Raw genomic sequence first — 26,411 nt, 5'->3', positions numbered from 1 at the left:
CCCCCACCACCCACACAGAGAGCAACCCCCCACCAAAGTGCCACCCCAAACAACAAAGAACCCCCCAGACACATCACCTGGGGGGTTCGGGGGGCTGGGCCCCCCGGAAGACACCGCGCGGGAGCCCAGAAAGATCCCCCAAGGGGGATCGACCAGACCGCGCCCGATCGCGTGGGCGTACGTGGTTTCGAACCACGGACCTCTGCCGTGTGAAGGCAGCGCTCTACCACTGAGCTATACGCCCGATTTGGCCTGGTTGGACGCCTGGCCGGGTGCACCCGCGTGGGTGCACCGAGGCCTGGACGACCTTCCGGAACCGCCCCTCGGCTGGGATGTGTTGCGTCCTCGCTGAGGTTGGACTCAGCTTACACGGAGGGGACCGCGTGTCGGACGGGGGGTGGCCGCCGGACGGATGCGGGCATGTCAACCCTCCGGCCGATAGCCGGACAGCGCCGGGTTGACCGGGACTCGCCGTGGTTGAGACGGGTCCGGACAGGGAAGGCTATGAGTGGCACGGCCTCGGCAGAACGGCCATTGTGCTCGGGGGAACCCTCAGTCGAACGCGGACAGCGATCGTCCGGCCACGTAAGGCCGACGGTCGCGCATACCGCGCCGGCCGGGTCTTCTCGGAGGACTTCGGTCGGGCTTCCTGGGTAGGGCAACTCGCCCGAATCGCCGTAACGGATGTTGTCTTGGCATAACCTTGTTTCCAACGGGACTCAGAGAGGGAACTATCTCGTTACACGGGTGCTCGCCCGCACCACGCACCATGAGAGGCCGCCCGATGACTATTCGTCACGATTCGATCACCGCAGAACTCGCCCTTCGGCTCGTCGTTCCCGGCGGCGCCCCGGTTCCGGTCGCCGCCACTGTCCGATACGAGCCTGCTGACCCTTATGCGGTCAGCATCGGCTTCCGTACCGGCGCCGACGAGGTCGTCGAATGGACATTCGCCCGGCAGCTGCTGAGCGACGGCGTGCGCCGGCCAGCCGGCGACGGCGATGTCCAGGTCTGGCCCGCCGCGCAGTCGGGCGGGCGGATCGTCTGCCTGTCGTTGTCCAGTCCATCCGGTCACGCTCTGTTCGAGATGCCGCGCGCGGAGGTGCTGGCCTTCCTCCGCCGCACGTACTCCGCTGTACCGCTCGGCGGGGAGAGCGACGTCATCGACCTGGATGCCGAACTCGCCCTACTGATCTGGGGCGGCCCCGAGCGGTGATCTCACCGGGGTCGGCACCGTGTCCGACCCCGGCAAACCGGTGCGGGCACTTCCGGCACAGATCAGGCGCACGATCATTCGCCTGGTGGGGAGCACTTCCCCACCAGGCGTTTTGCTGTCCGCGGTCAGCGGGCCGCCGCGATCCGCCGGGTCCGGGCCGCCTCGCGTGGCGGCATGGAGGGACCGGTCCGGCCGTCCCGCCCTGGTGACGAGGCCAGGGCGAGCAGCCGGTGTGCCTTCAGCTCGGTCTCGCGCCATTCGGCCTCCGGGTCGCTGCCCCAGGTGATGCCGGCGCCTGTCCCGAACCAGATCCGCTCGTCGGCGAGCCAGAACGTGCGGATTCCCACCGACAGCCAGCCGCGTCCGCTGTCGGCGTCCACCCAGCCGATGCCGCCGCAGTAGTGGCCGCGCGCCACCGGCTCCAGCTCCCGGATGATCCGCAGCGCGCTCGACTTGGGCGCTCCCGACACCGAGCCGGGTGGGCAGGTCGCGGCCAGCAGCTCGGCCCACCCCACGCCCGGCGCGAGCGTGGCCTGCACGGTCGACACGAGGTGAACCAGGCCGGGATGCCGTTCCACCGCGCACAGCGCGGGCACCGTGACGCTGCCGGGCCGGGCGACCCGTCCCAGGTCGTTGCGAACGAGGTCGACGATCATGACGTTCTCCGCGACGTCCTTGTCCCGCAGGTCGGCGACCGTGCGCCCGGTGCCCTTGATCGGGCCGGACCGTACGAGGTCACCCTCCCGCGACAGGAACAGCTCCGGCGAGGCCCCGACGATGCGTACGCCGGCCTCGGGGGCGTCGAGCACCACCGAGTAGGGGGCCGGGTTGCCCGCGGCCAGGACGGTCGCCAGCGCGGCGAGGTCCGTGCCGGCGGGGCCGGGGACGGTGGGCGCGGACAGCAGCCGGCACAGGTTCACCTGGTAGACCTCGCCGGCGGCGATCTCGGACCGGATCGCGTGGACGCCGGCGATGTAGGCCGCGGCGTCCATGCTCGTCGTCCAGTCCGTCCGGGCGGGCCCGCGCCACGGCCCGGCCGCGAGCGCCGTGACGTCAGGCGCCGGGCGCACGTGCCTGAACCGGACGCAGCGGGTACGACCCTCGAAGTCGACGACGACTCCCCAGAAGCCACCGCGGTCGAGCACCCGGAGGTCGTCGTGCACCTCCACGACCCCGGTGGCGAGCCTGCCGCCCGCCAGCAGATAGGACTCCCGGCCGCGAACCCGCGCCGCGACGGGCCCGCCGGTCGCTCGTAGACGCACCTTCGTGCCGCTCCTGTCCGTCGAGCCCCCGCGCGTTGTGCCCCCATTCGTCCCAGTCATCCTGATCACCGTATCGCCGTGGTCGCCGTACCCCACGCCCAGGTCACCGTGCGCGTGGCGCCCGGAGACGGCGGAGGTTTTGCCCTGTGCCCCTGTGTACGCGCCTCCGCCCCACCACCCCTGTTCTGCCTACCCCTGTTGTGCGCCGTCCCTCACCAGGCCCGGCCTCCCACGCCCGGCCCCGCGGTCCGGACGGCCAGTCCCCGGCCGGACGGCTCCCGCACCGCTCTCCCGCACCGGCCCTGCTCCCCGCCCAGGTCCCAGAGCAGGTCCCAGACCTTCGCCCGCCCGAGTTCCGGGGCTGCCGCCCGTACTGGTCCCGCCCCTTACCCACGGCGGGCCCGGCCCCCGCCCACCGCACGCCGGGCCCGCGCGGCCGGGCGACACACCAGTGACACCAAGATCGTGCTCCAACGCAACATCTCATCGACACCAGGGCGACATCCGGGCGACATCCCGGCACGGTGGCACCCACATTCGACGACCGCCCCGATCGTCCGCTAGAGTGCTACCTGCACCGCCAAGCGGGACGCCAGCCAGATCGGCGCCCCACCTGCTCGTGGTAAATTCCTCCTCGTAGCAGAAGCAGCAGCGGAGCATGCGGACGTGGCTCAGTGGTAGAGCATCACCTTGCCAAGGTGAGGGTCGCGGGTTCGAATCCCGTCGTCCGCTCGGAAGCGGTGTGGTCAGAAGTAAAGCCATCACGGCCTTTCACGGCGGAGTGGCCGAGTGGTTTAGGCAAGGGCCTGCAAAGCCCTGTACGCGGGTTCGATTCCCGCCTCCGCCTCTGATCAGGTTCCGGGCGATTAGCTCAGTGGGAGAGCGCTACCTTGACACGGTAGAGGTCACTGGTTCAATCCCAGTATCGCCCACCACCCGCGCTATCAGCGCAAACGGCCATCCCTCAGGGGATGGCCTTTCTGGTTTCCCGGGCCCCTGCGTGCACCAGGCGAACATCATGATTCACGTGCGACACGCGGCCGAGGCGCACAGCCCGGACCATCGGCGCGCCCACCGCGACAGCCCGAAGCCGGCCAGCCCGCCGCCCCTCGGGGCCGGCTAGCTCTTGGCCGGCCCGGCCACGCCGGTCGGGGCGCTGACCAGGAAGGCCGCGAGGCCGTCGACGATGCCCTCGGCCGCCCGCTGCCGCCAGGCGGCGTCGCCGATCCGCCCGGCGTCGCCCGGGTTGTGCATGTTTCCGCACTCGAGGAAAACCTTGGGAACACGGGAGAGATTGAGCCCGCCGAGATCCGAGCGGACCGTGATCCCGTCGTCTCCCAGATAGTCCGCCCGACGCTGGCCGGTCGCCGCACCGAAGGAGCCGCGCAGCAGATCCGCCAGCCGCGCCGAGGCGGTGAGAATGCCCCCGTTTCCACCGTCCGGACTCGCCGCAGGCGCGATGACGTGAAATCCGCTGCCTTCGGGCGGCCCGCCGTCGGCGTGAATGGAGACCACAGCCTCCGCGCCGGCCGCATTTCCGATCCGGGCCCGCTCGTCGACGCAGGGACCGACGCCCGTGTCGTCATCGCGGGTGAGTATCACCGTCGCCCCGCGCGAGCGCAGCAGGCCCGCGGCCCGGGTCGCCACATCGAAGGTGAATGCGTGCTCCGGATATCCGGCGTCGGTCTCCGCGCCGGCGGTGTCGCATTCCTTCCGGAACCCGCCGGCGTCGACAAGGCGGTTGATGGCCGATCCCGCGGCACCGTTCCCGCCGTTGTGGCCCGGGTCGAGCACGATCGTCCGCCCGGTCAGCGCATGGGGATCACGCAGGGGCACCGCCGTGGATGCCGCCTGGGGCGACCGGGGTGGATCCGACGACCCGGGCCAGAAGGCCATCCCGGCCAGCGCGACAGCGATGGCGACCAGGGATGCCACGCCGAGCAGCACGTAGGGCGAAACTCTCCTCGGCGTGTACCCGGGCATGTCAGCCCCCGATTCTGTCCGCCCCCTCCTGGACACGGCCCGTCCAGCGTCCGGCGTTGACTGGAGCGAGATCGGCAGGGCTGGGCCGGAAGACCGGAAAGTCCGAACCGACCGTACGCGACCGACCGCCTCGCCGACTCATCGGGGCCGGCCTCGACCAGGGCGCGGCGTGGTCCTGGTCGAGGCATCCAGCGGTCTCGGCCAGCGGCGGCCGGGCACTACCTCGTCAGGGTTGCTCGGTGACGAAGTCGATCAGCCGCTCGACGGCCCCGAGCAGGCCCGGTTCGAGGTCGGCGTACGAGTCGACGGCGCCCAGCACCCGGCGCCACATGTCGGCCGGCTCGGCGACCCCCAGCGCCCGGCAGACGCCTTCCTTCCACTGCTGCCCGCGCGGCACCCGCGGCCAGGCTTCGATCCCGACCGAGGAGGGCTTCACCGCCTGCCAGATGTCGATGTAGGGGTGCCCGGTGACGAGCACGTGCGCGCCCGCGACCGACGCGGCGATGCGGCTCTCCTTCGACCCCGCCACGAGATGGTCGACGAGGACACCCAGCCGGCGCCCGGCCGCCGGCTGGAAGCTCGCGACGATCGACGGCAGGTCGTCCACGCCGTCCAGCGGCTCGACGACGACGCCCTCGATCCGCAGGTCGTCACCCCACACCCGCTCGACCAGCGCGGCGTCATGCAGGCCCTCGACGTAGATGCGGCTGGCGCGGGCCACCCGCGCCGGCAGGCCGGGGACGGCGATCGATCCCGAGGCGGTACGGCTGGGCCGGGCGGGCGCGGCCGGACGGGGGCGGGCCAGGGTCACCCGCTCGCCGTCGAGGAGGAAGGCGCCCTCGCCGAGGGGGAAGACCCGACGGCGCCCGCGGCGGTCCTCGAGCATCACGCCGCCGGCCTCCACGCCGACGACCGCCCCGCAGTAGCCCGAGTCGGCGTCCTCGACCACCAGGTCCGGCTCGATCTCGACCGTCCGGGGCTTCCTGGGCGCCCGGCGTTCGGACTGGGCCAGGACGTCGTGTCCGTAGTCGCGACTGCGCACGCCCGCAACTTACAGTGGGACAGGCACGGGCATTCCCGGCGACACGCCGCCCTCCACCCACAGGCGGGGCGCGGGGCGGTCTGCCGGGCGGCGCGGGCGAGGCACGTCCGGGGCCCGGGCGAGGCCCGGGCGAGGCGCGCCGGATCGGGATCGAGGTGACGCGATGGCAACGCGGTACGGGCCCGGCGTGGCGCTGGTCGTCACCGACCTGCAGAACGACTTCGCCGCGCCCGGGGGCAGCCTCTACGTCGCCGGTGGCGAGGACATCATCGCCGGGGTGAACCGGGAGATCGCGGCGGCGGCGAGCGCGGGCTCCCCGGTCTTCTACACCCAGGACTGGCATCCGCCGTCCACGCCGCACTTCGTCACCGAGGGCGGGATCTGGCCGCCGCACTGCGTGCGCGACACACCCGGGGCACGCCTGCACCCCGACCTGACGGTGGCCGGTGAGGTGATCCGCAAGGGCGTGGACGGCCGCGACGGGTACTCGGGCTTCTCCGTCCGTGACCCACGTTCGGGCGAGCGGTCGGCGACCGTGCTCGGCGAGCGGCTTGCCGCCGGCTCCGTCCGCACGGTCGTGGTGGTGGGCCTGGCTGGTGACTACTGCGTGCTGGAGACGGCGCTCGACGCCCGTGCGCTGGGTCTGGAGGTGACGCTCCCGCTGGAGCTGACCCGGTTCGTCGAGCTGGCGGAGGGTGATCGCGAACGCGCGATCACCCGGATGGTCGGGGCGGGCGTGCGGGTGGAGGGCCTGACCGCCCGGGGAGGGGGCTGACGCCGCCCCGCCGGGTCACCCGCCGCGGCGCTGCCGCGGGCTCCCGCGGCGGTGCCGCTGTCGGTGTGAAGCCGCTGTCAGGCGGCGCAGTCCCGGCACACCATCCGCCGGGCGTCGTAGAGCTGGCTGCGGTGGTGGACAAGGTAGCAACTGGTGCAGGTGAACTCATCTGCCTGCCGAGGCAGGACGCGGACGGTCAGCTCCTCTCCGGACAGGTCGGCGCCGGGCAGGCCGAGCTCGGTCTCGAACGGATCGACATCGTCACCGAGGTCGGCCGCCGCGTCCGCCCGCCGGGCCTTGAGCGCCTCGAGGCTCTGCTCCGAGGTTTCCTCGATATCGGCTGTACGGGGGGTGTCGTAATCGGTGGCCACTGAAGTACTCCCAGAAAGGTTGTGCGCTCGTCGTGCGCAACCCACAACGCACGACCCCGGGGGTATGTGCCCGTCAGGCCCACGCGAACACGATGTGGGCTTGGCCACAGGGAGGTGAGCGCGGGCTCGCAAGGACACACACGGGTCTCTAACGGGGCAATCTCCCCGGGCACGGAATGTCGTCGGCGGACGTCACCCGGTACGACGCAGCCAGGTGACCGGAGCTCCGTGCGCCCCACGGCGCAGCGGCTCGAGGACGTCGTCCCAGGCGGTTCCCAGCAGCCGGTGCAGGCCCCGCGAGAGGGTCTCCCGCGCCTCGCCGCGCTCCATCAGCGCCAGCAGCGCCCCCTCACCGACGACGACGTCCCCGTTGGCGGCGATCGCGGCCCGGTGCAGGCCGAGCTCGGGAGTGAAGGAGTAGCGCTCCGCGTCGCAGCCGGGCGAGGGCCCCTCGACGGCCTCGAACGTGACATGACCCAGCCGGCGCAGGACGGCGGCGAGCCGCCCGGCGGTTCCCGGGCTCGCCCGCCATTCCAGACCGGCATACAGGAAACCGGGCCGGCCCGGCTGCGCCGTCCAGGTCAGGGAGACCGGGGCGGACAGGGCACCGGACACGGCGAACTCCAGGTGCGGGCACAGTGCCGGCGGACATGCGAGCACCGCCAACTTGCCCGGCACGGCGAAGGACGACGAGCCGGAAGACAGCTCACGAGCTGTCGAGGACATTGCCACCACGCGGGACCTCCGTCGACGAGGAACGCCTTCCCCTGCGTCTCGTCACGTCGGACCCCTCGAATACCAGTCGATCGTGCCATGACCGGCGTTCAAGGACTAGACCCACCCCCTCCCCTGGTGCCACATGTGGTGACCCCCACCCCGACAGATGGGCTGGTCCGCAGGCCGCGCGGGCCCACCGGCCCGGCCGCGGACAGGCGATGGACAGGTCCGAGTCCGGCCCGTCCGGCCCGCCCCGTTCGACCCGGCCCGTCAGTCGCGGTCCGGCCCCGGACCGGACGGGCTGGCCGGACCGGACGGGCTGGCCGGACCGGCTGCCCGGCCACCGACGTCGAACAGGCCGCCCGGCCCGGCCAGGCCGCCGAGGGCGGCGGTGAGCTCGCTGGGGACGATCCACAGCTTGCTGGCCTGGCCCTCTGCCAGCCGCGGGAGCATCTGCAGGTACTGGTAGGCGAGGAGCTTCTGGTCCGCGTCGCCCTCGTGGATGGCGCCGAAGACGGTGCCGATGGCCTTCGCCTCGCCCTCGGCGGTGAGGATCTGAGCCTCCCGGTGGCCTTCCGCCCGCAGGATCGCGGCCTGCTTCTCGCCCTCGGCCCGCAGGATCTCGCTCGCCTTGACACCCTCGGCGGTCAGGATCGCGGCCCGCCGGTCGCGCTCGGCCCGCATCTGCTTCTCCATCGAGTCCTGGATGGAGCGGGGCGGGTCGATGGCCTTGAGCTCCACCCGGTTGACCCGGATGCCCCACCGGCCAGTCGCGTCGTCGAGCACCCCGCGCAGCTGCCCGTTGATCTGGTCGCGCGAGGTGAGCGTGCCCTCGAGGTTCATCCCGCCGATCACGTTGCGCAGCGTGGTCACGGTGAGCTGCTCGATGGCGCGGATGAAGTCGGCGATCTCGTAGGTGGCCGCGCGCGGGTCGGTGACCTGGAAGTAGATGACGGTGTCGATCCCGACGACGAGGTTGTCCTCGGTGATGACCGGCTGGGGCGGGAAGCTGACCACCTGTTCCCGCAGGTCGATGCGTTCCCGGATCCGGTCGACGATCGGCAGCACAATCGCCAGGCCCGGCGTCAGCGTGCGGTGGTAGCGCCCGAGGCGCTCGACCACCATCGCCCGGGCCTGCGGCACGATCCGCACGGTCCGCGCCAGGAAGATCAGGACCACCAGTGCCGCGACCGCTGCGGCGATGACTCCGCCCATGTTCACTCCTCAAGCTCCCGGCGCGCGGTGTCGCCGCGCTCTAATCCAGCTCCCGGCGCACGGCGTCCGCGTGCACGATCACGTGGGCACCGTCGACGCGCAGCACCCGCACGGTGGCCCCGACCTCGAACTCGTCCGTCGCCGGGTACGCCCGCGCGGACCAGACCTCGCCGGCGAGCCGGACCCGGCCGGTCGTCCCGTCGACCCGCTCCAGCACGACGGCCGGCGCCCCGGCCAGGGCGTCGGTCCCGGTGCGCAGCACGGGGCCGCTGGTGAGGTGGCGGCGGGCGACCGGCCGCAGGCCGAAGGTGAGCCCGGCCGCGGCGACCGCGAACCCCACGAGCTGCACGATCAGGTCGGCCCCCAGGACGGCGAGCCCCGCCCCCACCAGCGCCGCGAGCGCGAACATGACCAGGACCAGGTCGAGCGTGAGCAGCTCGCCGACGAGGAGCGCGCCGGCGACGACGATCCACACGACCTCGTCCGCCATGACCATCACCTTAATAAGATCAATTAGCTTGCGATCAACGAAACCTCAATGGCGGCAGTGGGCGAACCGGCCGGGGTTCGCGCGCCCCCAAGTCACCGATGGGGAGTGAGCCGTAGGCTTCGTGCGTATGTCGCAGGTCTGGCCTGGCAGCCCTTATCCCCTCGGCGCCACCTTTGACGGATCGGGGACGAACTTCGCGATCTTCTCGGAGGTCGCCGAGCGTGTCGAGCTCTGTCTGTTCGACGCCGTGGGCGCCGAGCGGAGGATCGAGCTGCGGGAGCGCGACGCGTTCGTGTGGCACGCCTACCTGCCGACGGTCCTGCCGGGCCAGCGGTACGGATACCGGGTCCACGGTCCCCATGATCCCGCGCGTGGCCACCGGTGCAACCCCAACAAGCTGCTGCTCGACCCGTACGCCAAGGCGGTGGACGGCGAGGTCGACTGGAACCAGGCCGTCTTCGGCTACGACTTCGGCGATCCCGACAGCGTGAACACGACCGACTCCGCGCCGCACATGATGAAGTCCGTGGTGATCAGCCCGTTCTTCGACTGGAACGGCGACCGGCCGCCGCGCCGCCCCTACAACGAGACCGTGATCTACGAGGCGCACGTGCGCGGCCTGACCATGCGGCACGAGGGCCTGCCCGAGGAGTACCGCGGCACCTACGCGGGCGTGGCCCACCCGGTGATGATCGAGCACTACCGCCGCCTCGGCGTGACGGCGATCGAGCTTCTACCAGTGCACCAGTTCGTCCACGACGAGCACCTGGTCAGCCGTGGGCTGCGCAACTACTGGGGCTACAACTCCATCGCCTTCCTGGCGCCGCACAACGGCTACTCCTCCGCGGGCGGCGACGGCCGGCAGGTGCAGGAGTTCAAGGGGATGGTCCGCAACCTGCACGAGGCGGGCATCGAGGTGATCCTCGACGTGGTCTACAACCACACCGCCGAGGGCAACCACATGGGCCCCATGCTGTGCTTCCGGGGCATCGACAACGCGGCCTACTACCGGCTGGTAGACGACGACCCGCAGTACTACATGGACTACACCGGCACCGGCAACAGCATGCGGGTCCGCCATCCACACGTGCTTCAGCTGATCATGGACTCGCTGCGCTACTGGGTCACCGAGATGCACGTGGACGGCTTCCGCTTCGACCTGGCGGCGACCCTGGCCCGGGAGTTCTACGACGTCGACCGGCTGTCGTCGTTCTTCGACCTCGTCCAGCAGGACCCGGTCGTCTCCCAGGTCAAGCTGATCGCCGAGCCGTGGGACCTGGGTGAGGGCGGCTACCAGGTGGGCAACTTCCCCCCGCTGTGGACGGAGTGGAACGGGAAGTACCGCGACACCGTCCGCGACTTCTGGCGCGGGCAGGACCACGGCATCGCCGAGTTCGCCTCCCGGCTCACCGGCTCGTCCGACCTCTACGAGGACAGCGGCCGGCGCCCCTGGGCCTCGATCAACTTCGTCACCGCCCACGACGGCTTCACCCTGCGTGACCTGGTCTCCTACAACGACAAGCACAACGAGGCCAACGGCGAGGAGAACCGGGACGGCTCCGACGACAACCGGTCCTGGAACTGCGGCGTGGAGGGCCCGACCGACGACGTCTCGGTCAACCGGCTGCGCGACGCGCAGACCCGCAACCTGCTCACCACCCTGCTGCTCTCGCAGGGGGTGCCCATGCTGGTAGCCGGCGACGAGATGGGCCGAAGCCAACAGGGGAACAACAACGCCTACTGTCAGGACAGCCCGATCTCCTGGCTGGACTGGTCCGACGCCGAGCGCAACGCCGGTCTCATCGATTTCACCGCCCAGCTCTCGCATCTCCGGCGGACCCATCCGGTCTTCCGGCGGCGGCGGTTCTTCCAGGGCGAGTCGATCCGCGGCTCGGCGGGTGGTGAGGACGGCGCCGGCGGGCGACCCGACGGCGCGGCCGCCGTCGACCTGGCCGCCAAGGACATAGTCTGGCTTCGACCCGACGGTAGCGAGATGTCCGACACCGACTGGGAGTCCGGAACGGCGCGCTCGCTCGGCTGTTTCCTGAACGGGCACGGCATCCCGGATCCCAACGCGCTCGGCGAGGCGATCATCGACGACTCCTTCCTGCTGTTCTTCAACGCCCACCACGAGCCGATCCAGTTCCGGGTTCCACCGGTCGACTTCGGCACCACCTGGGAGATCATCGTGGACACGCGCTCGTCCAGCGCCGAGATCTCGGCGGTGCTCAGTGGCACCGATCTCGATCCGGTCGACGTCGACCGGGTGGTCAAGACCGAGGACCCGCTCGAGGTGGACGCCCGCGCCACGCTTGTGCTCCGCCGTGTCAACTGACCGGCCCGGCGGACCCGACCGGCACGGGCCCGCCGATCGGCACTCCGCGTCCGACCGCCGCCGCGAGGGCGCCGGAGCGCGGGAGAACCAGCGCGGGGAGGGCGAGGGCCGCGTCGTCCCGACCGGTACCTACCGGCTGCAACTGCACATGGAGTTCTCGTTCACCGACGCCGCGGTGATCATTCCTTATCTCGCCGGGCTCGGGGTCTCGCACCTGTACCTGTCACCGGTCCTGGAGGCCGCGCCGGGGTCGACCCACGGCTACGACGTGGTCGACCACAGCCAGATCAGCCCCGAGCTCGGCGGGCTCGGCGGGCTGCGCCGGCTGGTCGCCGCCGCGCGCCGCGCGGGGCTCGGCATCATCGCGGACGTCGTGCCCAACCACATGGCGGTGCTCACGCCCGGCACCACGAACACGGCGTGGTGGTCAGTGCTGCGCGAGGGCCCGGACTCCCCCTACGCCTCGTGGTTCGACATCGACTGGGACTCCCCCGACAACCCCGGCCGGGTCCTGCTGCCGCTGCTCGGCCAGTCGCTGGCGGACAGCCTCGCCGCCGACGAGATCGCCGTCGAGCAGGACGAGGACGGCGAGTGGATCGTCGTCTACTACGACCACGTGCTGCCGGTCGCCGCCGGCACCGCCGACCCCTCCGACGTCGCCGCCACCCTGGACGCCCAGTACTACCGCCTGTGCTGGTGGCGGGTCGGCGGGACGGAGCTGAACTACCGGCGCTTCTTCGACATCCCCTCGCTGGCCGGTCTGCGCCAGGAGGAGCCGGACGTCTTCGCCGCCACCCACCGGCTGCTGATCGAGCAGGTGCGCTCGGGCAACCTGGAGGGCCTGCGGATCGACCACCCCGACGGCCTGGCCGACCCCGAGGACTACCTGCGCCAGCTCGCCGAGGCCACCGGCGGGGTCTGGACGGTCGTCGAGAAGATCGTCGAGCGGGACGAGGCGCTGCCCGAGGGCTGGGCCTGCGACGGGACCACCGGGTACGAGACGCTCAACCGGCTCACCAGGCTGTTCCTCGACCCGGTGTCCGCGCGCGCGATGTCCACGCTGTACACGGAGATCACCGGGAGGTCACCGGACTTCGCGCCGGTGGCGCGCGAGGCGAAGATGGACGTGCTGACGTCCGTCCTGCGGCCGGAGGTCGACCGGCTCACCGGGCTCGCCCTGGCCGAGGCCCGCCGCGACCGCGCCGACCTCACCCGGGCCGGCCTGCGCGAGGCGCTGCGCGAGGTGCTCGCCGCGTTCGAGGTGTACCGCGCCTACATCCGCCCCGACGGCACGCCCAGCCTGGAGGCCCGCGGCCACATCGTGCGGGCCTGCGAGCAGGCGCGGCTGGCGCTGCCCGGCCGGGCCAGCGAGATCGACCTCATCGAGGACCTCGCGCTCGGCGGGCCGAGCGAGTTCGTGGTGCGCTTCCAGCAGACCTGCGGCCCGGTGATGGCCAAGGGGATCGAGGACACCGCCTTCTACCGGTACGTCCCGATGGTCGCGCTCAACGAGGTGGGTGGGGCGCCCGGGGATCTCCCGGCCTACCCGACGGGGCATCCGCGCAGCGCCGTCAACGAGTTCCACGAGGCGAACATCACCACGCAGCGGACGTGGCCGCTGACGATGACCACGCTCTCCACGCACGACACCAAGCGGTCCGAGGACGTCCGCGCCCGGCTCGCCGTGCTCTCGGAGGACCCCCGAGGCTGGGCCGACATCGTGCGGCGGCTGACCCGCCTCGGCGAGCGGCACGCCGACCCGGAGGCCGGCTGGCCCGATCCGGTGACGATGTACCTGCTGGTACAGACGCTCGTCGGCGCCTGGCCGATCTCGGCCGACCGGGTCACCCAGTACATGGTCAAGGCGGTGCGCGAGGCCAAGCTGTTCACGACGTGGACGGACACCGACCCGTCGTACGAGGCCGCGCTGACGAACTACGTCGAGGCCGCCCTCGAGGACGAGGAGTTCGTCGCCGCGCTGGACACCTACGTCTCCACCCTGGTCGAGCTCGGCCGGCAGAACAGCCTGGCGCAGAAGCTGCTCCAGCTCACGATGCCCGGCGTCCCGGACGTCTACCAGGGCCAGGAGCTGTGGGACCACTCGTTGGTGGACCCGGACAACCGCCGTCCGGTCAACTTCGGCGAGCGGACGAAGATGCTCACCGAGCTGGGCGTCGAACCGGGCTCGGAGCTCGCGGCGCCGCGGCGCCCGCCCGTGCTCGACGACTCCGGGGCGGCGAAGCTGCTGGTGGTGGCGCGCTCGCTGCGCATCCGCCGGGAGCACCCCGAGTGGTTCGGGGAGGAGGGGACGTACCGGCCGCTGTGGGCGTCGGGGTCCGCGGCGGAGCACGTGGTCGCGTTCAGCCGCTCCGAGTCGGTGGTGACCGTGGTCCCCCGCCTCGTGCTCGGGCTGCGCCGCGGGGGCGGGTGGCGCGACACCACCGTGACCCTGCCCGAGGGCCGCTGGGCGGACGTCCTCACCGGCCGGCGGCACGACGGTGGCACGGCCTACGTGCTGCGCCTGCTGCGCGACTTCCCGGTCAGCCTGCTGATCCGCACGCCCTGAAGTGCGGCCCGGCGCGGCCCGGGTCGCGCCGGATCCACGGCTCGGCGGATCCCGCCCCCCGGAACCGCCACCGAGGGGACGCCGGACCGGTAGACAGGACTCATGAGTTCCTTCCGGGTGTGGGCACCTGACGCGAAGACGGTCAGTCTGGTCATCGCGGACGGCGACGGCGCGGACGGCGACGCCGCGGCCGAGGCGGGCGGCACGAGCGGCGGCGCCGGCGGCCGGCGGGACACCGTGCACGAGATGTCCGGCGCCGCCGGCGGCTGGTGGACCGTCGACGTTCCCTCCGCCCACCACGGAGCGGACTACGCCTACCTCCTCGACGGCGGTGAGCAGGAACTGCCCGACCCGCGGTCGGCCTGGCAGCCGCACGGCGTGCACGGCCGCTCCAGGCTCGTCGACCACGCCCGCTTCCCGTGGACGGACGGCCACTGGCACGGGGTGCCGCTCTCCGGCAGCGTGGTCTACGAGCTTCATGTCGGCACGTTCACGCCGGGGGGCACCTTCGACGCGGCGATCGAGCGCCTCGACCACCTGGTGGACCTCGGCGTCGACCTCGTCGAACTGCTGCCCGTGAACGCGTTCCCCGGCCGGCACGGCTGGGGGTACGACGGCGTCGGGCTGTTCGCCGTGCACGAGCCGTACGGGGGGCCGGAGGGCCTCAAGCGCTTCGTCGACGCCGCGCACCACCGCGGGCTCGGCGTGATCATGGACGTGGTCTACAACCACCTGGGACCGGACGGGAACTACCTGAGCCGGTTCGGGCCCTACTTCACCGACCGCTACAGCACCCCGTGGGGCCCGGCGGTGAACCTGGACACCCCCGGCTCGGACGAGGTCCGCGCGTTCGTCATCGACAGCGCGCTGGCCTGGCTGCGGGACTACCACTGCGATGGTCTGCGCCTGGACGCCGTCCACGCGTTCGCCGACAACCGGGCGCGCCACCTGCTGGAGGAGATCGCCGACGAGGTGCACCGGCTCGGCACCCAGCAGCGCCGCCCACTGTTCGCGGTCGCCGAATCCGACCTGAACGACCCGCGGATGGTCGTTGCCCCCGAGGCGGGCGGGCACGGACTGGACGGCCAGTGGTGCGACGACGTCCACCACGCGCTCTGGGCCGCGCTGTCCGGCGAGCGGCAGGGCTACTACGGCGACTTCGGCTCGTTCGAGACGCTGGAGAAGGCGCTGGGCTCCGCCTTCGTGCACGACGGCGGCTACTCGGCGTTCCGCGGCCGCTCCCACGGGCGGCCGGTGCCGCCGCGGACGCCGGCCTACCGGTTCGTCACGTTCCTGCAGAACCATGACCAGATCGGCAACCGGGCGACCGGCGACCGGGCGTCGGCCACGCTCAGCGACGGCCGGCTGCGGATCGGGGCCGCGCTGCTGCTGACCGCCCCGTTCACGCCGATGCTGTTCATGGGCGAGGAATGGGGCGCCACCACGCCCTGGCAGTACTTCACCGACCACACCGACCCGCGGCTGGCGGACGCCGTCCGCGAGGGCCGCCGCGGTGAGTTCACCGCGCACGGCTGGGGCCCCGAGGAGGTCCCGGACCCGCAGGACCCGGCGACGTTCGAGCGCTCCCGGCTGGACTGGCGCGAGCCCGAACGCCCGGAGCACGCCGCCCTGCTCGACTGGCACCGCCGGCTGATCTCGCTGCGCCGCCGGCTGCCGCAGCTCAGTGACCCGTCGCTGGCGTCGGTGCGCTGCTCCTACGACGCCGCGGCGAACTGGTTCGTGCTGCGCCGGCTCTCCCGGGCGGGTGACGTGGCGGTCGTGTGCAACCTCTCGCCCGAGCGGCAGGCCGTCCCGGTCGAGGGGGTGCCGTTCGACGCGCCGGCCGCGTCCCGCCCCGGGTTCACCTACATGCCGGGCCGCGTCGAGCTCGCCGGCGAGTCGGTCGTCATCGTGCGGCTGCTGCCGGCTCGCTGACCGCCGGCTCGCGGGTCGGCGGCCCCCGGCCCGCTCACCGCCGGCGGGCCGCCGAGCGGGAGAGCGCGTAGTAGAGCAGGCCGAGCCCGGCCAGGCTCACGATCAGTACACCGATCAACAGGACCACGTACGTGTTCACGTTTCCATCCTGGCAGCAGCGGCACCACCGCTCGCGGCGGCGCCGGTTACAGTCGGGCCGATGCGCATTCTTCTGTCCGGTGGCGCCCCAGTTCCTCTCGACGGTGCGGCTCCCCAGGACGGCCCGGAGGCTGCGCGTGCCGCGGGCGAACCGGACGATGCCGACCACGACGTCGACGTCGATCTCGATCTCGCCTACGCGCTGCCGGAGCCGACTCCGGGAGTCCCGCACGTCCGCTCCAACTTCGTGGCATCCGCGGACGGCGCCATCGAGCTCGACGGGCGCTCCGCGGACCTGGGCGGTCCCGCCGACCTGCGGGTGTTCCGGACGCTGCGCTGGCTCAGCGACGTGGTCCTGGTCGGCGCCGGCACCGCACGGACCGAGGACTACGGCCCGGTCCTCGTGCCGGCCGAGCGGCGGGAGCGGCGGGCCGCCGCCGGGCTCGCGCCCGTCCCCCCCATCGCGGTCGTCAGCGGGCGGCTCGAGCTCGACCCGGACGCCCGCCTGTTCACCGCGGCCGTCCGGCCGCTGCTGCTGACCTGTGACGCCGCCCCACCGCAGCGGCGCCGTGCGCTCGAGCCTGTGGCGGAGATCGTGGTCTGCGGGGATGAGACCGTCGAGCCGCGAGCCGCGCTCGACGCGCTCGCCGCGCGCGGGCTGCTGCGCGTGCTGACCGAGGGCGGCCCGCGCCTGCACGCCCAGTTCGCCCAGGCCGGCCTGCTCGACGAGCTGTGCCTGACCCTCGCCCCGCTCCTCGCCGGGCCGGGGCGCCTCGGACTGATGCAGGGCCCGACGTGGCCGGCGCCCGTCGGGCTGCGGCTCGGCCAGGTCCTGGAGGAGGACGGGGCGCTGTTCCTGCGCTACCTCCGCTGACCGCCCTGTGCACGGTTTCGTCTCGTCCACAGCCTGGCTGACGCCGGGTGCGGCGGCGATCCGCGTGAATAGCGTCGACAGCGACCTCCGGTGCCGGCCTCCGACGGGAGACGGTGGGCCCGGCCGGCGGTCTCCTCGGCGGCTTCGGCGAACGGTGGCCTTCATGAGTTCCGAACGACCTGCTCCGGCGCATCGACGGGTGGTTGCGGCCCTGCCGTCCGCACCCGGGCGTGCGGACGGCCGATGACCGGGCCGGGCGCGCCCACCGGCGAGGCCGCACGCCCGAACCGCCACCGCGCGGCGGTCGAGGCCGCGCTCGCGGCGGCTGCCGACGGGCGGGTCAGGCTCGCCGACGCCTTCCACCGGCTGTTCGCCGTCGCGGACGAGGGCGGCTGGCAGGGCCGCGCGGCGAGCGACTGGCGGCGCCAGGCCGAGCAGGCGCGCACGGCGACCCTCGGCACCGTCGACGCGTTCGCCGACGCCTGCCGCCGGTCACTGGCCGGACAGCCCGAGTGGGTGCCCGCCGACGATCCCCGTGCCCGGCACCCCGGGCCGGCCCTGCCGGCCGGCGGCCGGTGACCGCGCCGAGCCATGCCCGCACCCGCCAACCGAGTCGTTGTCGATCCCCACTCGCTGCGGAGGCTGATCACCGCGATGGCCGACCTGCGGGAGACGGCGCAGACCCAGGCCCGGCTGCTGTCGGCCCACGTCGACGCCACCCGGATAGCCGGCGACACGCCGGCCAGGCTGCGGGCGGCCCGCGCCTGGGCCGATCAGGACATCACGATGCTGCGCAGGCGGCTGGCACTCGCCGAGGCCGCCGATCCCGGGACCACGGGCCCGCTGCCCCCGGCCGCCCTGCGCGGCGTTCCCGACCTGTACGACACCGCCGAACAGGCCCGGGCCGCGGGGCGCTCGCTCGCCGACCGCCTGCTCCGCCCGGATCCCGACCGCCGCGACCGGAGCAGGCTGGCCGACCTGGCGGCGGCGCTGTCCGGGCGGGCCGCGGACCCCGACTTCGTGACCGGCTTCTACGACCGCCTCGGCCCCTCCGCTCTGGCCGGTCTTCTGCACCAGGTCCTCGGGGCCCGGGAGCCGGGCGCCGCCCGGCACGGCGAGGAGATCATCGGTCGCACCCTGGCGAGCTACAGCCGGCTGCGCCGCCTCGACGCCTCCTGGCTCGGCCGGTTCAACAGCCGGCGCCGGGACGACCAGGTCGAGACCTCGCTGCTCGGGCCGCTGCTGCGGCACGGCCGCTTCGCCTCCGCGCTGCTGGCGCGCCTCGGCGAGCTGCTCTTCGGGACGGACGACGGCTCGCTGCGCGACGTCGGCCTCCAGGCGGGGCCGGGCGGGGCCGCCGCCAGGGGCGCGGCCGGTATCAGAGGCGCGGGCGGTGCCGGGGATGCGGGCGGTGACCGGCCAAGCCGGGAGGCGTTCGGCTCCGCGCTGCTGCGCGCGATAGCCGCCGACCCCGAGCTCGCGCCCATCTTCAGCACCAGGCACCTCCCCCAGCTCCTGCACGCCTCCAGGGCGCAGAGCGCCGACGTGCCGGCCGGCCTGCGCCCGGCCGGAGGCTGGCGCGCCCCGGAGCTCGAGACAGCGCGCACGGAGCTGGTCGCGGCGGCCGGCGGCGCGGAGGCTCGGCTGGCGCGCCCGGGCGCCGCCCGGCAGTTCGTCGCACAACTGGTGGACGTGGTGGCAGGGGCCGGCCCGAACGAGGTCTCCCCGCGGATGCGAGCGGCCTACGGCGAGATCCTGCACGCCTGGCGCGACGACCTCTACGCCGCGGTCGTCTCGCCGCTGCCGCCCGACCCCGCCGCGCTCGACGCGCCCGGGCTCGGGCGGGAGCCCCGGCAGTGGGCCGCGCTGCTGCGCGAGAGCCTGCGCGGCGGCGCCAGCGCCCCGCTGCTCGCGGCGGACGCGGTGGCCGTCGGGGCGGGCATCGATCAGCGGGCCTGGGAGCAGACCCGGGGCTACAACGGTCCCGGCGCGGCGCACTACCCGGCGAGCCCGCGGGCCCTGGCCTACCACCAGGCGAACGAGGTGACCACGTTCTTCGGGACGGCGTTGAGCGAGACGGCCGAGCGGGTGCTGCGCGAGCACGCCACGAGGCAGGAGGAGCACCGGCTGCGCACCGCAGTCATGATCGACATCCTGGCCGAGGTGGCGAAGTCCATCGACTTCACCAGCGCGGTCCGGACCCTCACCAACGCCGCCCGGGGCCTGACGGTCGAGATCGTCGAGGACCGGGTCCGCCGGGCCACCGCCAACCTGCCCACTGCGGGCTCCCAGGCCGTCCTGGCCGACCTGCGCGCCGGGTTACGGGCCATTCCGGGGTGGCAGTCCCGCTACCGCGCCTCGGTGGCGGACATGTGGCGGCACCGGGACGGCGACCCCCTGCGGCCGGTCGTCGTCCAGCTCCCCGGTGGCGGTACCCGCCGCTACACCGGCGACCCGCGCGCCGACGGGTTCGTCACCGGGCCGGCGAACGACTTCACCGGTCCGGGCGGCGAGCCGATGGACGTCGCCCGGATGAACCGGGAGCAGCGGACGGCGTACGCCGCCTGGCTGGCCAGCCCCGCGATCGTGGCGAACAACGACCGGCTGCCGGCGGTGCTCACGGCGCCATCCGCGGACGTGGTGCCCGGGTGGGCCCCGGGCTGGGCCCGGTCTGCGCCCGCGGGCAAGGTGCCGCCGGGATGACCCCCCACCGCACCCGCCGCCCGGGCACCGCCGCGGCCGCGCGCCCGAACCTGGGGTTGGGCCGGTCAGTCCGGCGGGATGCGCAGGACGTCGGCGATGTCGAACCGCACCGGGCGCTCGAGCTGGGCGTAGGTGCATCCGCCGGGGTCACGGTCGGGCCGGAAACGGACGAACTGCGTGGTGTGCCGGAAGCGCGGTCCCTCCATGTGGTCGTAGCGCACCTCGACGACCAGCTCGGGCCGCAGCGGGACGAACGAGAGGTCACGGCCACGGGCCCACCGGCTCTCCTCGGCGTCCCAGGGCGTGCGCGCCGGCTGCCCCGCGGCCGCTGCCGGTTCCTCGCCCGCGTCGCCGCCCGGCTGCGCGGCGTTCTCGGGGCCCTGGCGGGCCCAGGGGTGGGAGTCGATCGGCACCACGAGATGGGCCAGCTCGCGGACGAGCTCCCGCCGGCGCGCCATCGGGAAGGCCGAGGTGACCCCGACGGACAGCAGCGGGCTTTCCCGGGCCGGGTCCGTCGCGTCCGCGGGGTCGGCCTCGTCCGCGGGGTCGGCGTAGAGCCCGAGCAACAGCGACCCGACCGCCTCCGGATCGTTCTTGTGCGGCCGGTAGCCGGCCACGACACAGTCGGCGGTGCGGTCGTGTTTGATCTTGAACATTGCGCGCTTGTCCGGCTGGTACGCCCCGTCCGGCGGCTTGGCGACCAGCCCGTCGAGCCCCGCGCCTTCGTAGCGCTCGAACCACTGCCGGGCCATGTCGAGCTCGCCGGTCGAGGGCGTGAGGTAGACCCCGCTCGGGATCCGCCGGGCCGGTGCCGATCCGGGCGCGGCCGGGCCGGCGTGGCCGGCGAGAACCTCCTCGAGCACGGCGCGCCGTCGGGCGAACGGCTGATCCGTGAACGCCTCGTCACCGAGTGCCAGCAGGTCGAACGCGACGAACGAGACCGGAGTCTCCAGCGCGAGCTTCGCCACCCGGCTGGTCGCCGGATGCACCCGTTGCGAGAGCTCCTCGAAGTCCAGTCCGTCCGGGCCGACGACGACGATCTCGCCGTCAAGCACGCAGCGGTCGGGCAGTGCCGCGAGCAGCACCTCGACCAGCTCGGGGAAGTAGCGGGTCATCGGCCGGGTGCTGCGCGAGGTGATCTCCAGCTCGGCCCCGTCACGGAAGACCAGGGCGCGGAAGCCGTCCCACTTCGGCTCGTACAGCATGTCCGGGGGGATCTGCGGCGCCGCACGGGCGAGCATCGGCTTCACCGGCGGTGTCACAGGCAGGTCCACCCGCCGATCCTCGCGCATCGGGCCGGCGCACCGCGAGCACGGCAGGCGGGTCAGCGCGCGCGGGTCACGGCCAACACCTGCTCGGCGTGGGCGGGATCGCACACCACCAGGTCGGGCAACAACGGGTCGGGCTGGTTGTAGCGCAACTCCGACCCGTCGAGCCGGCTGGTGTGCAGGCCGGCCGCCCGCGCGACGGCCACCGGCGCCGCGGAGTCCCACTCGTACTGCCCGCCGTCGTGGACGTAGATGTCGGCGTCGCCGCGGATGACCGCGGCCACCTTGGCCCCGGCGGACCCCATCGGCAGCACGGTCGCGCCCAGCTTCTCGGCCACGTCGGTGACGACCCGCGGCGCCCGCGTCCGGCTCGCGACGATGCGCGGCACCGCGGCGTCGGCGCCCGCCGGGGCCACCGGGCCGGCCGGGATCCCCCTGTTCCCCGCGGGGCCCCCGGCCACCGCGCCGGCCCCGCGTGTTGCCGGGACCGCCCGGGCGGGGAGCGGGCCCTCGCTCGAGAGCGTCACGCCCAGCGCGGGCAGCGCCACCACCCCGACGGTCAGTTCGCCCCGTTCCCACAGCGCGACGTGCACGGCCCAGTCGGTCCGCCCCGGCTCGGCGAACTCACGGGTGCCGTCGAGCGGGTCGACGATCCACACCCGGTCCGCGCCCAGCCGCACCGGATCGTCCGCCGCCTCCTCCGAGAGCACCGCGTCGCCCGGCCGGTGACGGCCGAGGGCGCGGGCCAGCAGCCGGTGCGACCGGGCGTCGCCGGTCTCGCGCAGGGTCGCCGGTTCGGCGAATCCCAGTTCGGCCCTGATCCGCAGGAGCAGCTTGCCCGCGTCAGTGGCCAGCCGGACGGCCAGCGTGGCATCGCTGAGCTCATCCGTGGCGATGTCGACCGGAACCGTGGCGAACCCGTCCGGCCGGCGGATGTCGTCGGTGCTCATCGGGTGGGAGTCTTCCACCCGCTACCGTCGCGGGTGTGAGCGCCACCTCCGACACCGCCGTCGGCTCGTCCGCCCCGGATCCGCATGCCACAGCTGGTCCGCCCGACATACCGGGCGCTGGTGAGCAGCGCGGCGCGAACGGCGTCTGTCCGCTTGCCGTCGTCGCTGCCGACCGCGCCCGCGAGCTGCGGGCCGCCTCGGTGGCCTGGCCGTCGGTCGTGCTCGACACGCGCCAGCTCACCGACCTGGAGCTGATGCTGCTCGGCGCGTTCGGCCCGGCGCCGAGCTACCCGGGCCGGGCCCGCCAGCCCGCCGGGCCGCCGGTGCCGAGCCTGACCGTCCCCGGTGAGACAGCGGCCGCGCTGGGCCCGGGCATGGACGTCGCGCTGCGCGACCGCGAGGGCGTGATGATCGCGGCCCTGCACCTGCTCGGTCTGGAACCCACCGCGGACGACTCACCGACGCCCGCCACCGCGATGCCGGCGGAGGCCTCCGGAACGCCGGCGACTGCCACCGGGGCGGGCCCGGTGCGCCTGGTCGGCACGGTGGAGGGCCTGGAGCTGCCCAGCCATCCGGACTACCCGCGGCTACGGCTGACCCCGGAAGGGCTGCGCGCCGAGTTCGCCGCCCGGGGCTGGGCGACCGGCGCGGGCACGGCCCCGTGGGCGGTGTGGGCCGACGGCCTGCTGTACACCGCCGACGTCGGGCGCATCCGCGCGCTGACCCGACAGGGCAAGCACTGCGTGATCCTGGCCCCGGTCGGCGGGGCGGACCCGGCTGACGCCGCGCACCACCTGCGGGTGCGCTGCCTGCTCGCCGCGCTGGACGCGATCGACGAACCGCCCCGGCCGGCCGAGGCGACGCTGGCCCGCGAGCCGGTCGCCTCCGACGCGGTGTCGCGGGACGGCGGCCGAACGCATCCGGCCAGCCCGCCGGAGCCGGCCCACACCGCGGCGCTCGCGCCGGAGTCCCGCCGGCACCGCAGCATGCTCGTGCTGGTCCCGGTCGTCCCGTCGGAGCGGCTCGCCGCGCCCCGTGAGCCGGCGATGAGCGCGACCGCCCCGGGCGGCCTGGCCGACGAGGCGGCGAGCGAGCCGGCGTTGGACGAGATCGCCGAGCTCACCGCCCTGCGGGCCCATCTCGCCGAGGTCTACGGCTGTGCCGGCAGCCTGACCGGACCGGCGATCGGCGCGCCGGGCGCCGACGATCTCACGACCCTGCTCGACGCGGGTGTGCCGCTGCCCGCCGAGCTCACCCCGCCCGCGGTGGCGGCCGAGCTGACCCGCGCGGTTCCCCCGCGCCGCCAGCGCGGCCTGACGATCCTGTTCACCGGGCTGTCCGGCTCGGGCAAGTCGACCCTGGCGGGTCTGTTGGTGTGCCGGCTGCTCGAACGGGGCCGGCGGGTCACCCTGCTCGACGGCGACATCGTGCGGACGCATCTCTCCCAGGGCCTGGGCTTCTCCCGCGCCGACCGGGACACGAACGTGCGCCGCATCGGCTTCGTCGCCGCGGAGGTCGCGGGCGCCGGCGGGATCGCCGTGTGCGCGCCGATCGCGCCCTACGCTGATGTCCGCGCCCAGGTGCGAGCGATGACCACCGCCCGCGGCGGCGGCTTCGTGCTCGTGTACGTGTCGACCCCGCTGGAGGTGTGCGAGGCACGGGACCGCAAGGGCCTCTACGCCAAGGCCCGGGCGGGGGTGATCCCCGCTTTCACCGGCGTCTCCGACCCGTACGAGGAGCCGGCCGACGCCGACGTGGTGGTCGACACGGCGGGCCTGCCGACCGAGCAGGCCGTCGACCGGGTGCTCGCGCACCTGGTCGAGGCCGGCTGGGTCGAGGGCGCCCGCGGCCAGTAGGCCCCGGCGGGCACCCGCCAGCCCCGCTGGCAGCAGGAGGGACCCGCTGTCAGTAGGCGCCCTCGCGGCGCAGCACGGCGAACAGCGTGCGCCACAGGATGACGAAGTCCATGGCCAGCGACCAGTTCTCGACATAGCGCAGGTCGAGCCGGACGGACTCGTTCCACTCCAGGTCGCTGCGCCCGCTGATCTGCCACAGCCCGGTGAGGCCGGGCTTGACCATCAGCCTGCGGTAGACGTCGTCCTCGTAGCGCGCGACCTCCGAGGGCAGCGGCGGGCGCGGGCCGACCAGCGACATGCTGCCGTTGACCACGTTGAACAGCTGGGGCAGCTCGTCGAGCGACCACTTCCGGAGGAACTTGCCCACCTTGGTGATCCGAGGGTCGTCCCGCATCTTGAACAGCAGGCCCTCGGCGCGCTCGTTGCTCGACTCGAGCTCCGCCTTGCGCTGCTCGGCGTCTACATACATCGAACGGAACTTGTACATCCGGAACTCGCTGCCGCCGCGCCCGACCCGGGTCTGCTTGAAGATCGCCGGTCCGCGGCTGGTGAGCCGCACCGCCAGGCCGAGGCCGATCAGCAGGGGGGCGAACAGCAGGATCGCGGTGCCGGCGACGATCCGGTCGAAGGCCATCTTCATCAGCCGGCGGGTACCGGTGAGCTCGGGCTCCTCGATGTGGAGCAGCGGCAGGCCGGCCACCGGCCGGATCGAGATCCGCGGCCCGGTCACGTCCGTCAGCGCCGAGCTGACCAGGACGTCCACGTCGCTGCCCTCGAGGGCCCACAGGACCCGGCGCAGTGTCTCGCCGTCCATCTGCGGGCCGATCGCGACGGTTGTCGCGTGGGTCGCCTGGATGGCGGTGTGCAGGTTCTCCGAGGTGCCGACGATCGGCACGCCGAGCAGGTCGAACCCGCTGCGCTCGGGGCGGTCGTGGCTGTGCCGGCCGGGCAGGCGGTCCAGGCAGACACCGACGACGGACCAGCCGGTGGTCGGGTCGCGCTGGGCGAGCCGGACGAGGGTGGCCGCGGACTCGCCGGCCCCCACGACGAGGACACGGTGCAGGCAACGCCCCTGCCGCCGCATGCGGTGCAGGATGCCGCGCCCGGCGGAGCGGCCGGCCACCGACAGCAGCGTGGCGGCCGGGAAGGCGATGAGCACGTAGCTACGGGCGATCTCGGCCTTCGTCGCGTAGGAGGCGACGGCGAGCAGCGCGGTGAGCCGGGCGGCGGCGTTGACGACCCGCCGGAACTCCTCCGACCCGCCGCCGAGGAAGCGGGTCTCGTAGGCGCGGTTCAGCGACATCGCCAGCACCCAGGCCAGCGGCAGCAGGACCGTCATGATGATGTACGGCTTCGAGGAGGGCGGCTCGGTGTCGAAGTCGACGACATCCCCGAAGCGGACGAAGTAGGCCAGGCCCGCGGAGATCACACAGGCGATCGCGTCGAAGAGCACCAGCAGCCGGACGTAGCGCCGTTCCCAGCCGACCTGGGCCCGGTAGCTGGTCGCGTCGGGCGAGGTCTCGACGTGGGCGAAGTCGAACTGCGTGCCGGCGGGCACGCGGTGGTGCCGGCCGGCGGCCGGTTGCGCGGGCGGCCCCGGCCAGCCTGGCGCGGCCGGCGGCTCGGGCCAGCCGGTTCCCGCCGGCGGCTCCGACCAGTCAGCCTCCGCCGGCGGCTCCGGCTCCAGCCAGTCGGACTCCTCGGGCGGCCCCGGCCAGCCTGGCCGCACGGGCGGCCCCGGAGGGGTCTGCTGGCCCGGTTCGAAGTAGCCGCGGGCCTGCGGCACGACACCCGGGCCGCCGGCGGGCGGCCAGGATCCACCAGCCGGCCTCGTTCCACCCACTGACCTCGCCCCTCCCGCCGGCCTCGCCCCACCGGGCGGCATGGCTCCGCCGGACGAACGCGGGCCCGCGGACGAACGCGGGCCGCCGGGGGGCACCGCCCCCCCGGACGATCTCGCCCCCCCGAATGGTCTCGTTCCTCCGGACACAGTCTCCGTCACAGCAGGACCCCCCCAGGACCTCGGTACATCAGTTCCGATCGGCGAGCTGGACGGGTGGAGACCGCCCCCCGCGCATCTCCCCGCCGCAGCCATTGTCGATCAGAACCAACCGGCTCGTGGGGCAGATCGCCGACGCGGACACAAGGTCGGACCCGGGGCCCAGGCACGTTGACGCCTCGCACCGAGGCGTTCATCGCAGGTTCACTCCCCCGTGGCTTCATCGCTCGCGGCTTCACCGACTCCGACCTCCAGCGATCGTGTACGGACCCGGGCAGCCCCGAATCGGCCCGGGGAACACCTCCGCGCGGTGTGGGCAACCGACGCGACCCGGGACGCCGACGCGGACCGCCGCGGTCCGCCCAGGCCCCGACATGCGGCGCTCGATGGTCAGGCGGCAACGTTACCGGCACGACCACCGCCGCCGACCAGCGCCCCGCCCGGGGCCGAAGCCGTGTTTCCGACAGCTCCGCGTCGGGTATGGCCGCCCCACCGGTGACTAGGAGTAGCTAAAACAACCGAGGCCCTTCGGTTGCTCACCGTCACACAGAAACCGAATCAACCGAATTGAGGCGATTTGCGGTTACGTTCAGTGCGCTCTATTGTCGAGTAGCAGACAGAACCGAGCGGCGATGCTACTGTCAGTCATGGCCGGTCCGGGGAGCGCCCGGCCGCCGACCACCGAGCGCCCGGGTCCTGCGGACCAATGGACGCCG

At 73.4% G+C, this 26,411-nt stretch carries 19 protein-coding genes and 4 tRNA genes; 12 read left to right on the top strand and 11 right to left on the bottom strand.

What is annotated here, in order from left to right; translation table 11 throughout:
• Window positions 1-172 precede the first annotated feature (172 nt).
• A tRNA-Val gene (locus tag MXD62_RS13795) sits at window positions 173-244 on the bottom strand.
• A 540-nt stretch (window positions 245-784) separates the two neighbouring features.
• Between MXD62_RS13795 and MXD62_RS13790 the strand changes: the two genes are divergently transcribed.
• Window positions 785-1,216: an SsgA family sporulation/cell division regulator gene (locus tag MXD62_RS13790; protein WP_018500117.1), complete on the top strand. Its 432-nt coding sequence runs from the start codon at window positions 785-787 to the stop codon at window positions 1,214-1,216.
• Window positions 1,217-1,341: 125 nt separating this feature from the next.
• On the opposite strand, the gene MXD62_RS13785 is transcribed toward MXD62_RS13790, so the two are convergent.
• Window positions 1,342-2,478, bottom strand: coding sequence for a chorismate-binding protein (locus tag MXD62_RS13785; RefSeq protein WP_248829657.1), 1,137 nt, complete (start codon window positions 2,476-2,478; stop codon window positions 1,342-1,344).
• A gap of 660 nt (window positions 2,479-3,138) precedes the next feature.
• Between MXD62_RS13785 and MXD62_RS13780 the strand changes: the two genes are divergently transcribed.
• The 3 genes from MXD62_RS13780 to MXD62_RS13770 all read left to right on the top strand — a co-directional run bounded on the left by MXD62_RS13780 (window position 3,139) and on the right by MXD62_RS13770 (window position 3,413).
• Window positions 3,139-3,210, top strand: a tRNA-Gly gene (locus MXD62_RS13780).
• 43 nt (window positions 3,211-3,253) lie between these two features.
• A tRNA-Cys gene (locus tag MXD62_RS13775) sits at window positions 3,254-3,325 on the top strand.
• 13 nt (window positions 3,326-3,338) lie between these two features.
• A tRNA-Val gene (locus MXD62_RS13770) sits at window positions 3,339-3,413 on the top strand.
• 184 nt (window positions 3,414-3,597) lie between these two features.
• On the opposite strand, the gene MXD62_RS13765 is transcribed toward MXD62_RS13770, so the two are convergent.
• Window positions 3,598-4,461, bottom strand: a complete 864-nt coding sequence (locus MXD62_RS13765) for an N-acetylmuramoyl-L-alanine amidase (protein WP_248829656.1) — start codon at window positions 4,459-4,461, stop codon at window positions 3,598-3,600.
• Between the two features lie 226 nt (window positions 4,462-4,687).
• Window positions 4,688-5,503: a DUF3097 domain-containing protein gene (locus MXD62_RS13760; RefSeq protein WP_248829655.1), complete on the bottom strand. Its 816-nt coding sequence runs from the start codon at window positions 5,501-5,503 to the stop codon at window positions 4,688-4,690.
• Window positions 5,504-5,666: 163 nt separating this feature from the next.
• Here MXD62_RS13760 and MXD62_RS13755 point away from each other — a divergent pair, with 163 nt between their 5' ends.
• Window positions 5,667-6,278 carry an isochorismatase family protein gene (locus tag MXD62_RS13755; RefSeq protein WP_248829654.1) on the top strand — a complete coding sequence of 204 codons (612 nt, stop codon included), beginning with the start codon at window positions 5,667-5,669 and terminating at the stop codon, window positions 6,276-6,278.
• Window positions 6,279-6,355: 77 nt separating this feature from the next.
• Here the strand turns inward: MXD62_RS13755 and MXD62_RS13750 are convergent, their stop codons facing one another.
• From MXD62_RS13750 to MXD62_RS13735, 4 genes are all read right to left on the bottom strand, one after another.
• Entirely contained in the window at window positions 6,356-6,649 is a 294-nt protein-coding gene (locus MXD62_RS13750; protein WP_018500123.1) for a DUF4193 domain-containing protein, read from the bottom strand.
• Between the two features lie 192 nt (window positions 6,650-6,841).
• Window positions 6,842-7,375 (bottom strand): DUF3145 domain-containing protein, encoded by a 534-nt coding sequence (locus MXD62_RS13745; RefSeq protein WP_248829667.1) that lies wholly within the window; start codon window positions 7,373-7,375, stop codon window positions 6,842-6,844.
• 261 nt (window positions 7,376-7,636) lie between these two features.
• Window positions 7,637-8,581 carry an SPFH domain-containing protein gene (locus tag MXD62_RS13740; protein ID WP_248829653.1) on the bottom strand — a complete coding sequence of 315 codons (945 nt, stop codon included), beginning with the start codon at window positions 8,579-8,581 and terminating at the stop codon, window positions 7,637-7,639.
• A gap of 40 nt (window positions 8,582-8,621) precedes the next feature.
• Window positions 8,622-9,071 carry an NfeD family protein gene (locus tag MXD62_RS13735; RefSeq protein WP_248829652.1) on the bottom strand — a complete coding sequence of 150 codons (450 nt, stop codon included), beginning with the start codon at window positions 9,069-9,071 and terminating at the stop codon, window positions 8,622-8,624.
• A gap of 127 nt (window positions 9,072-9,198) precedes the next feature.
• Between MXD62_RS13735 and glgX the strand changes: the two genes are divergently transcribed.
• The 6 genes from glgX to MXD62_RS13705 all read left to right on the top strand — a co-directional run bounded on the left by glgX (window position 9,199) and on the right by MXD62_RS13705 (window position 19,622).
• Window positions 9,199-11,406 carry a glycogen debranching protein GlgX gene (gene glgX, locus MXD62_RS13730; RefSeq protein WP_248829666.1) on the top strand — a complete coding sequence of 736 codons (2,208 nt, stop codon included), beginning with the start codon at window positions 9,199-9,201 and terminating at the stop codon, window positions 11,404-11,406.
• Window positions 11,396-13,972 (top strand): malto-oligosyltrehalose synthase, encoded by a 2,577-nt coding sequence (gene treY, locus MXD62_RS13725; RefSeq protein ID WP_308301255.1) that lies wholly within the window; start codon window positions 11,396-11,398, stop codon window positions 13,970-13,972. Before glgX ends, treY begins: the two co-directional genes overlap by 11 nt.
• A 102-nt stretch (window positions 13,973-14,074) precedes the next feature.
• Window positions 14,075-15,907: a malto-oligosyltrehalose trehalohydrolase gene (treZ, locus tag MXD62_RS13720; RefSeq protein ID WP_248829651.1), complete on the top strand. Its 1,833-nt coding sequence runs from the start codon at window positions 14,075-14,077 to the stop codon at window positions 15,905-15,907.
• A gap of 199 nt (window positions 15,908-16,106) precedes the next feature.
• Entirely contained in the window at window positions 16,107-16,919 is an 813-nt protein-coding gene (locus tag MXD62_RS13715) for a pyrimidine reductase family protein (protein ID WP_248829650.1), read from the top strand.
• 243 nt (window positions 16,920-17,162) lie between these two features.
• Complete coding sequence (locus MXD62_RS13710) at window positions 17,163-17,498, top strand: hypothetical protein (protein ID WP_248829649.1); 336 nt, start codon at window positions 17,163-17,165, stop codon at window positions 17,496-17,498.
• 12 nt (window positions 17,499-17,510) lie between these two features.
• On the top strand, window positions 17,511-19,622 hold the full coding sequence (locus MXD62_RS13705) for a hypothetical protein (protein WP_248829648.1): 2,112 nt from the start codon (window positions 17,511-17,513) through the stop codon (window positions 19,620-19,622).
• 65 nt (window positions 19,623-19,687) lie between these two features.
• On the opposite strand, the gene MXD62_RS13700 is transcribed toward MXD62_RS13705, so the two are convergent.
• Window positions 19,688-20,896 carry an ATP-dependent DNA ligase gene (locus MXD62_RS13700; protein ID WP_248829647.1) on the bottom strand — a complete coding sequence of 403 codons (1,209 nt, stop codon included), beginning with the start codon at window positions 20,894-20,896 and terminating at the stop codon, window positions 19,688-19,690.
• A 50-nt stretch (window positions 20,897-20,946) separates the two neighbouring features.
• Window positions 20,947-21,840 carry a 3'(2'),5'-bisphosphate nucleotidase CysQ gene (locus tag MXD62_RS13695; protein ID WP_248829646.1) on the bottom strand — a complete coding sequence of 298 codons (894 nt, stop codon included), beginning with the start codon at window positions 21,838-21,840 and terminating at the stop codon, window positions 20,947-20,949.
• Between the two features lie 35 nt (window positions 21,841-21,875).
• On the opposite strand from MXD62_RS13695, the gene cysC reads away from it, so the two are divergent.
• Entirely contained in the window at window positions 21,876-23,696 is a 1,821-nt protein-coding gene (cysC, locus tag MXD62_RS13690; protein WP_248829645.1) for an adenylyl-sulfate kinase, read from the top strand.
• Between the two features lie 49 nt (window positions 23,697-23,745).
• Here cysC and MXD62_RS13685 read toward each other — a convergent pair whose 3' ends face one another.
• Window positions 23,746-25,254, bottom strand: a complete 1,509-nt coding sequence (locus tag MXD62_RS13685) for a sugar transferase (protein WP_248829664.1) — start codon at window positions 25,252-25,254, stop codon at window positions 23,746-23,748.
• Window positions 25,255-26,411 lie beyond the last annotated feature (1,157 nt).

It is taken from the genome of Frankia sp. Mgl5 (assembly GCF_023242985.1).
Classification (GTDB): domain Bacteria; phylum Actinomycetota; class Actinomycetes; order Frankiales; family Frankiaceae; genus Parafrankia; species Parafrankia soli.
The sequence above is the reverse complement of the archived record's forward strand: the minus strand, read 5'-3'. Positions and strand labels throughout refer to the sequence as shown.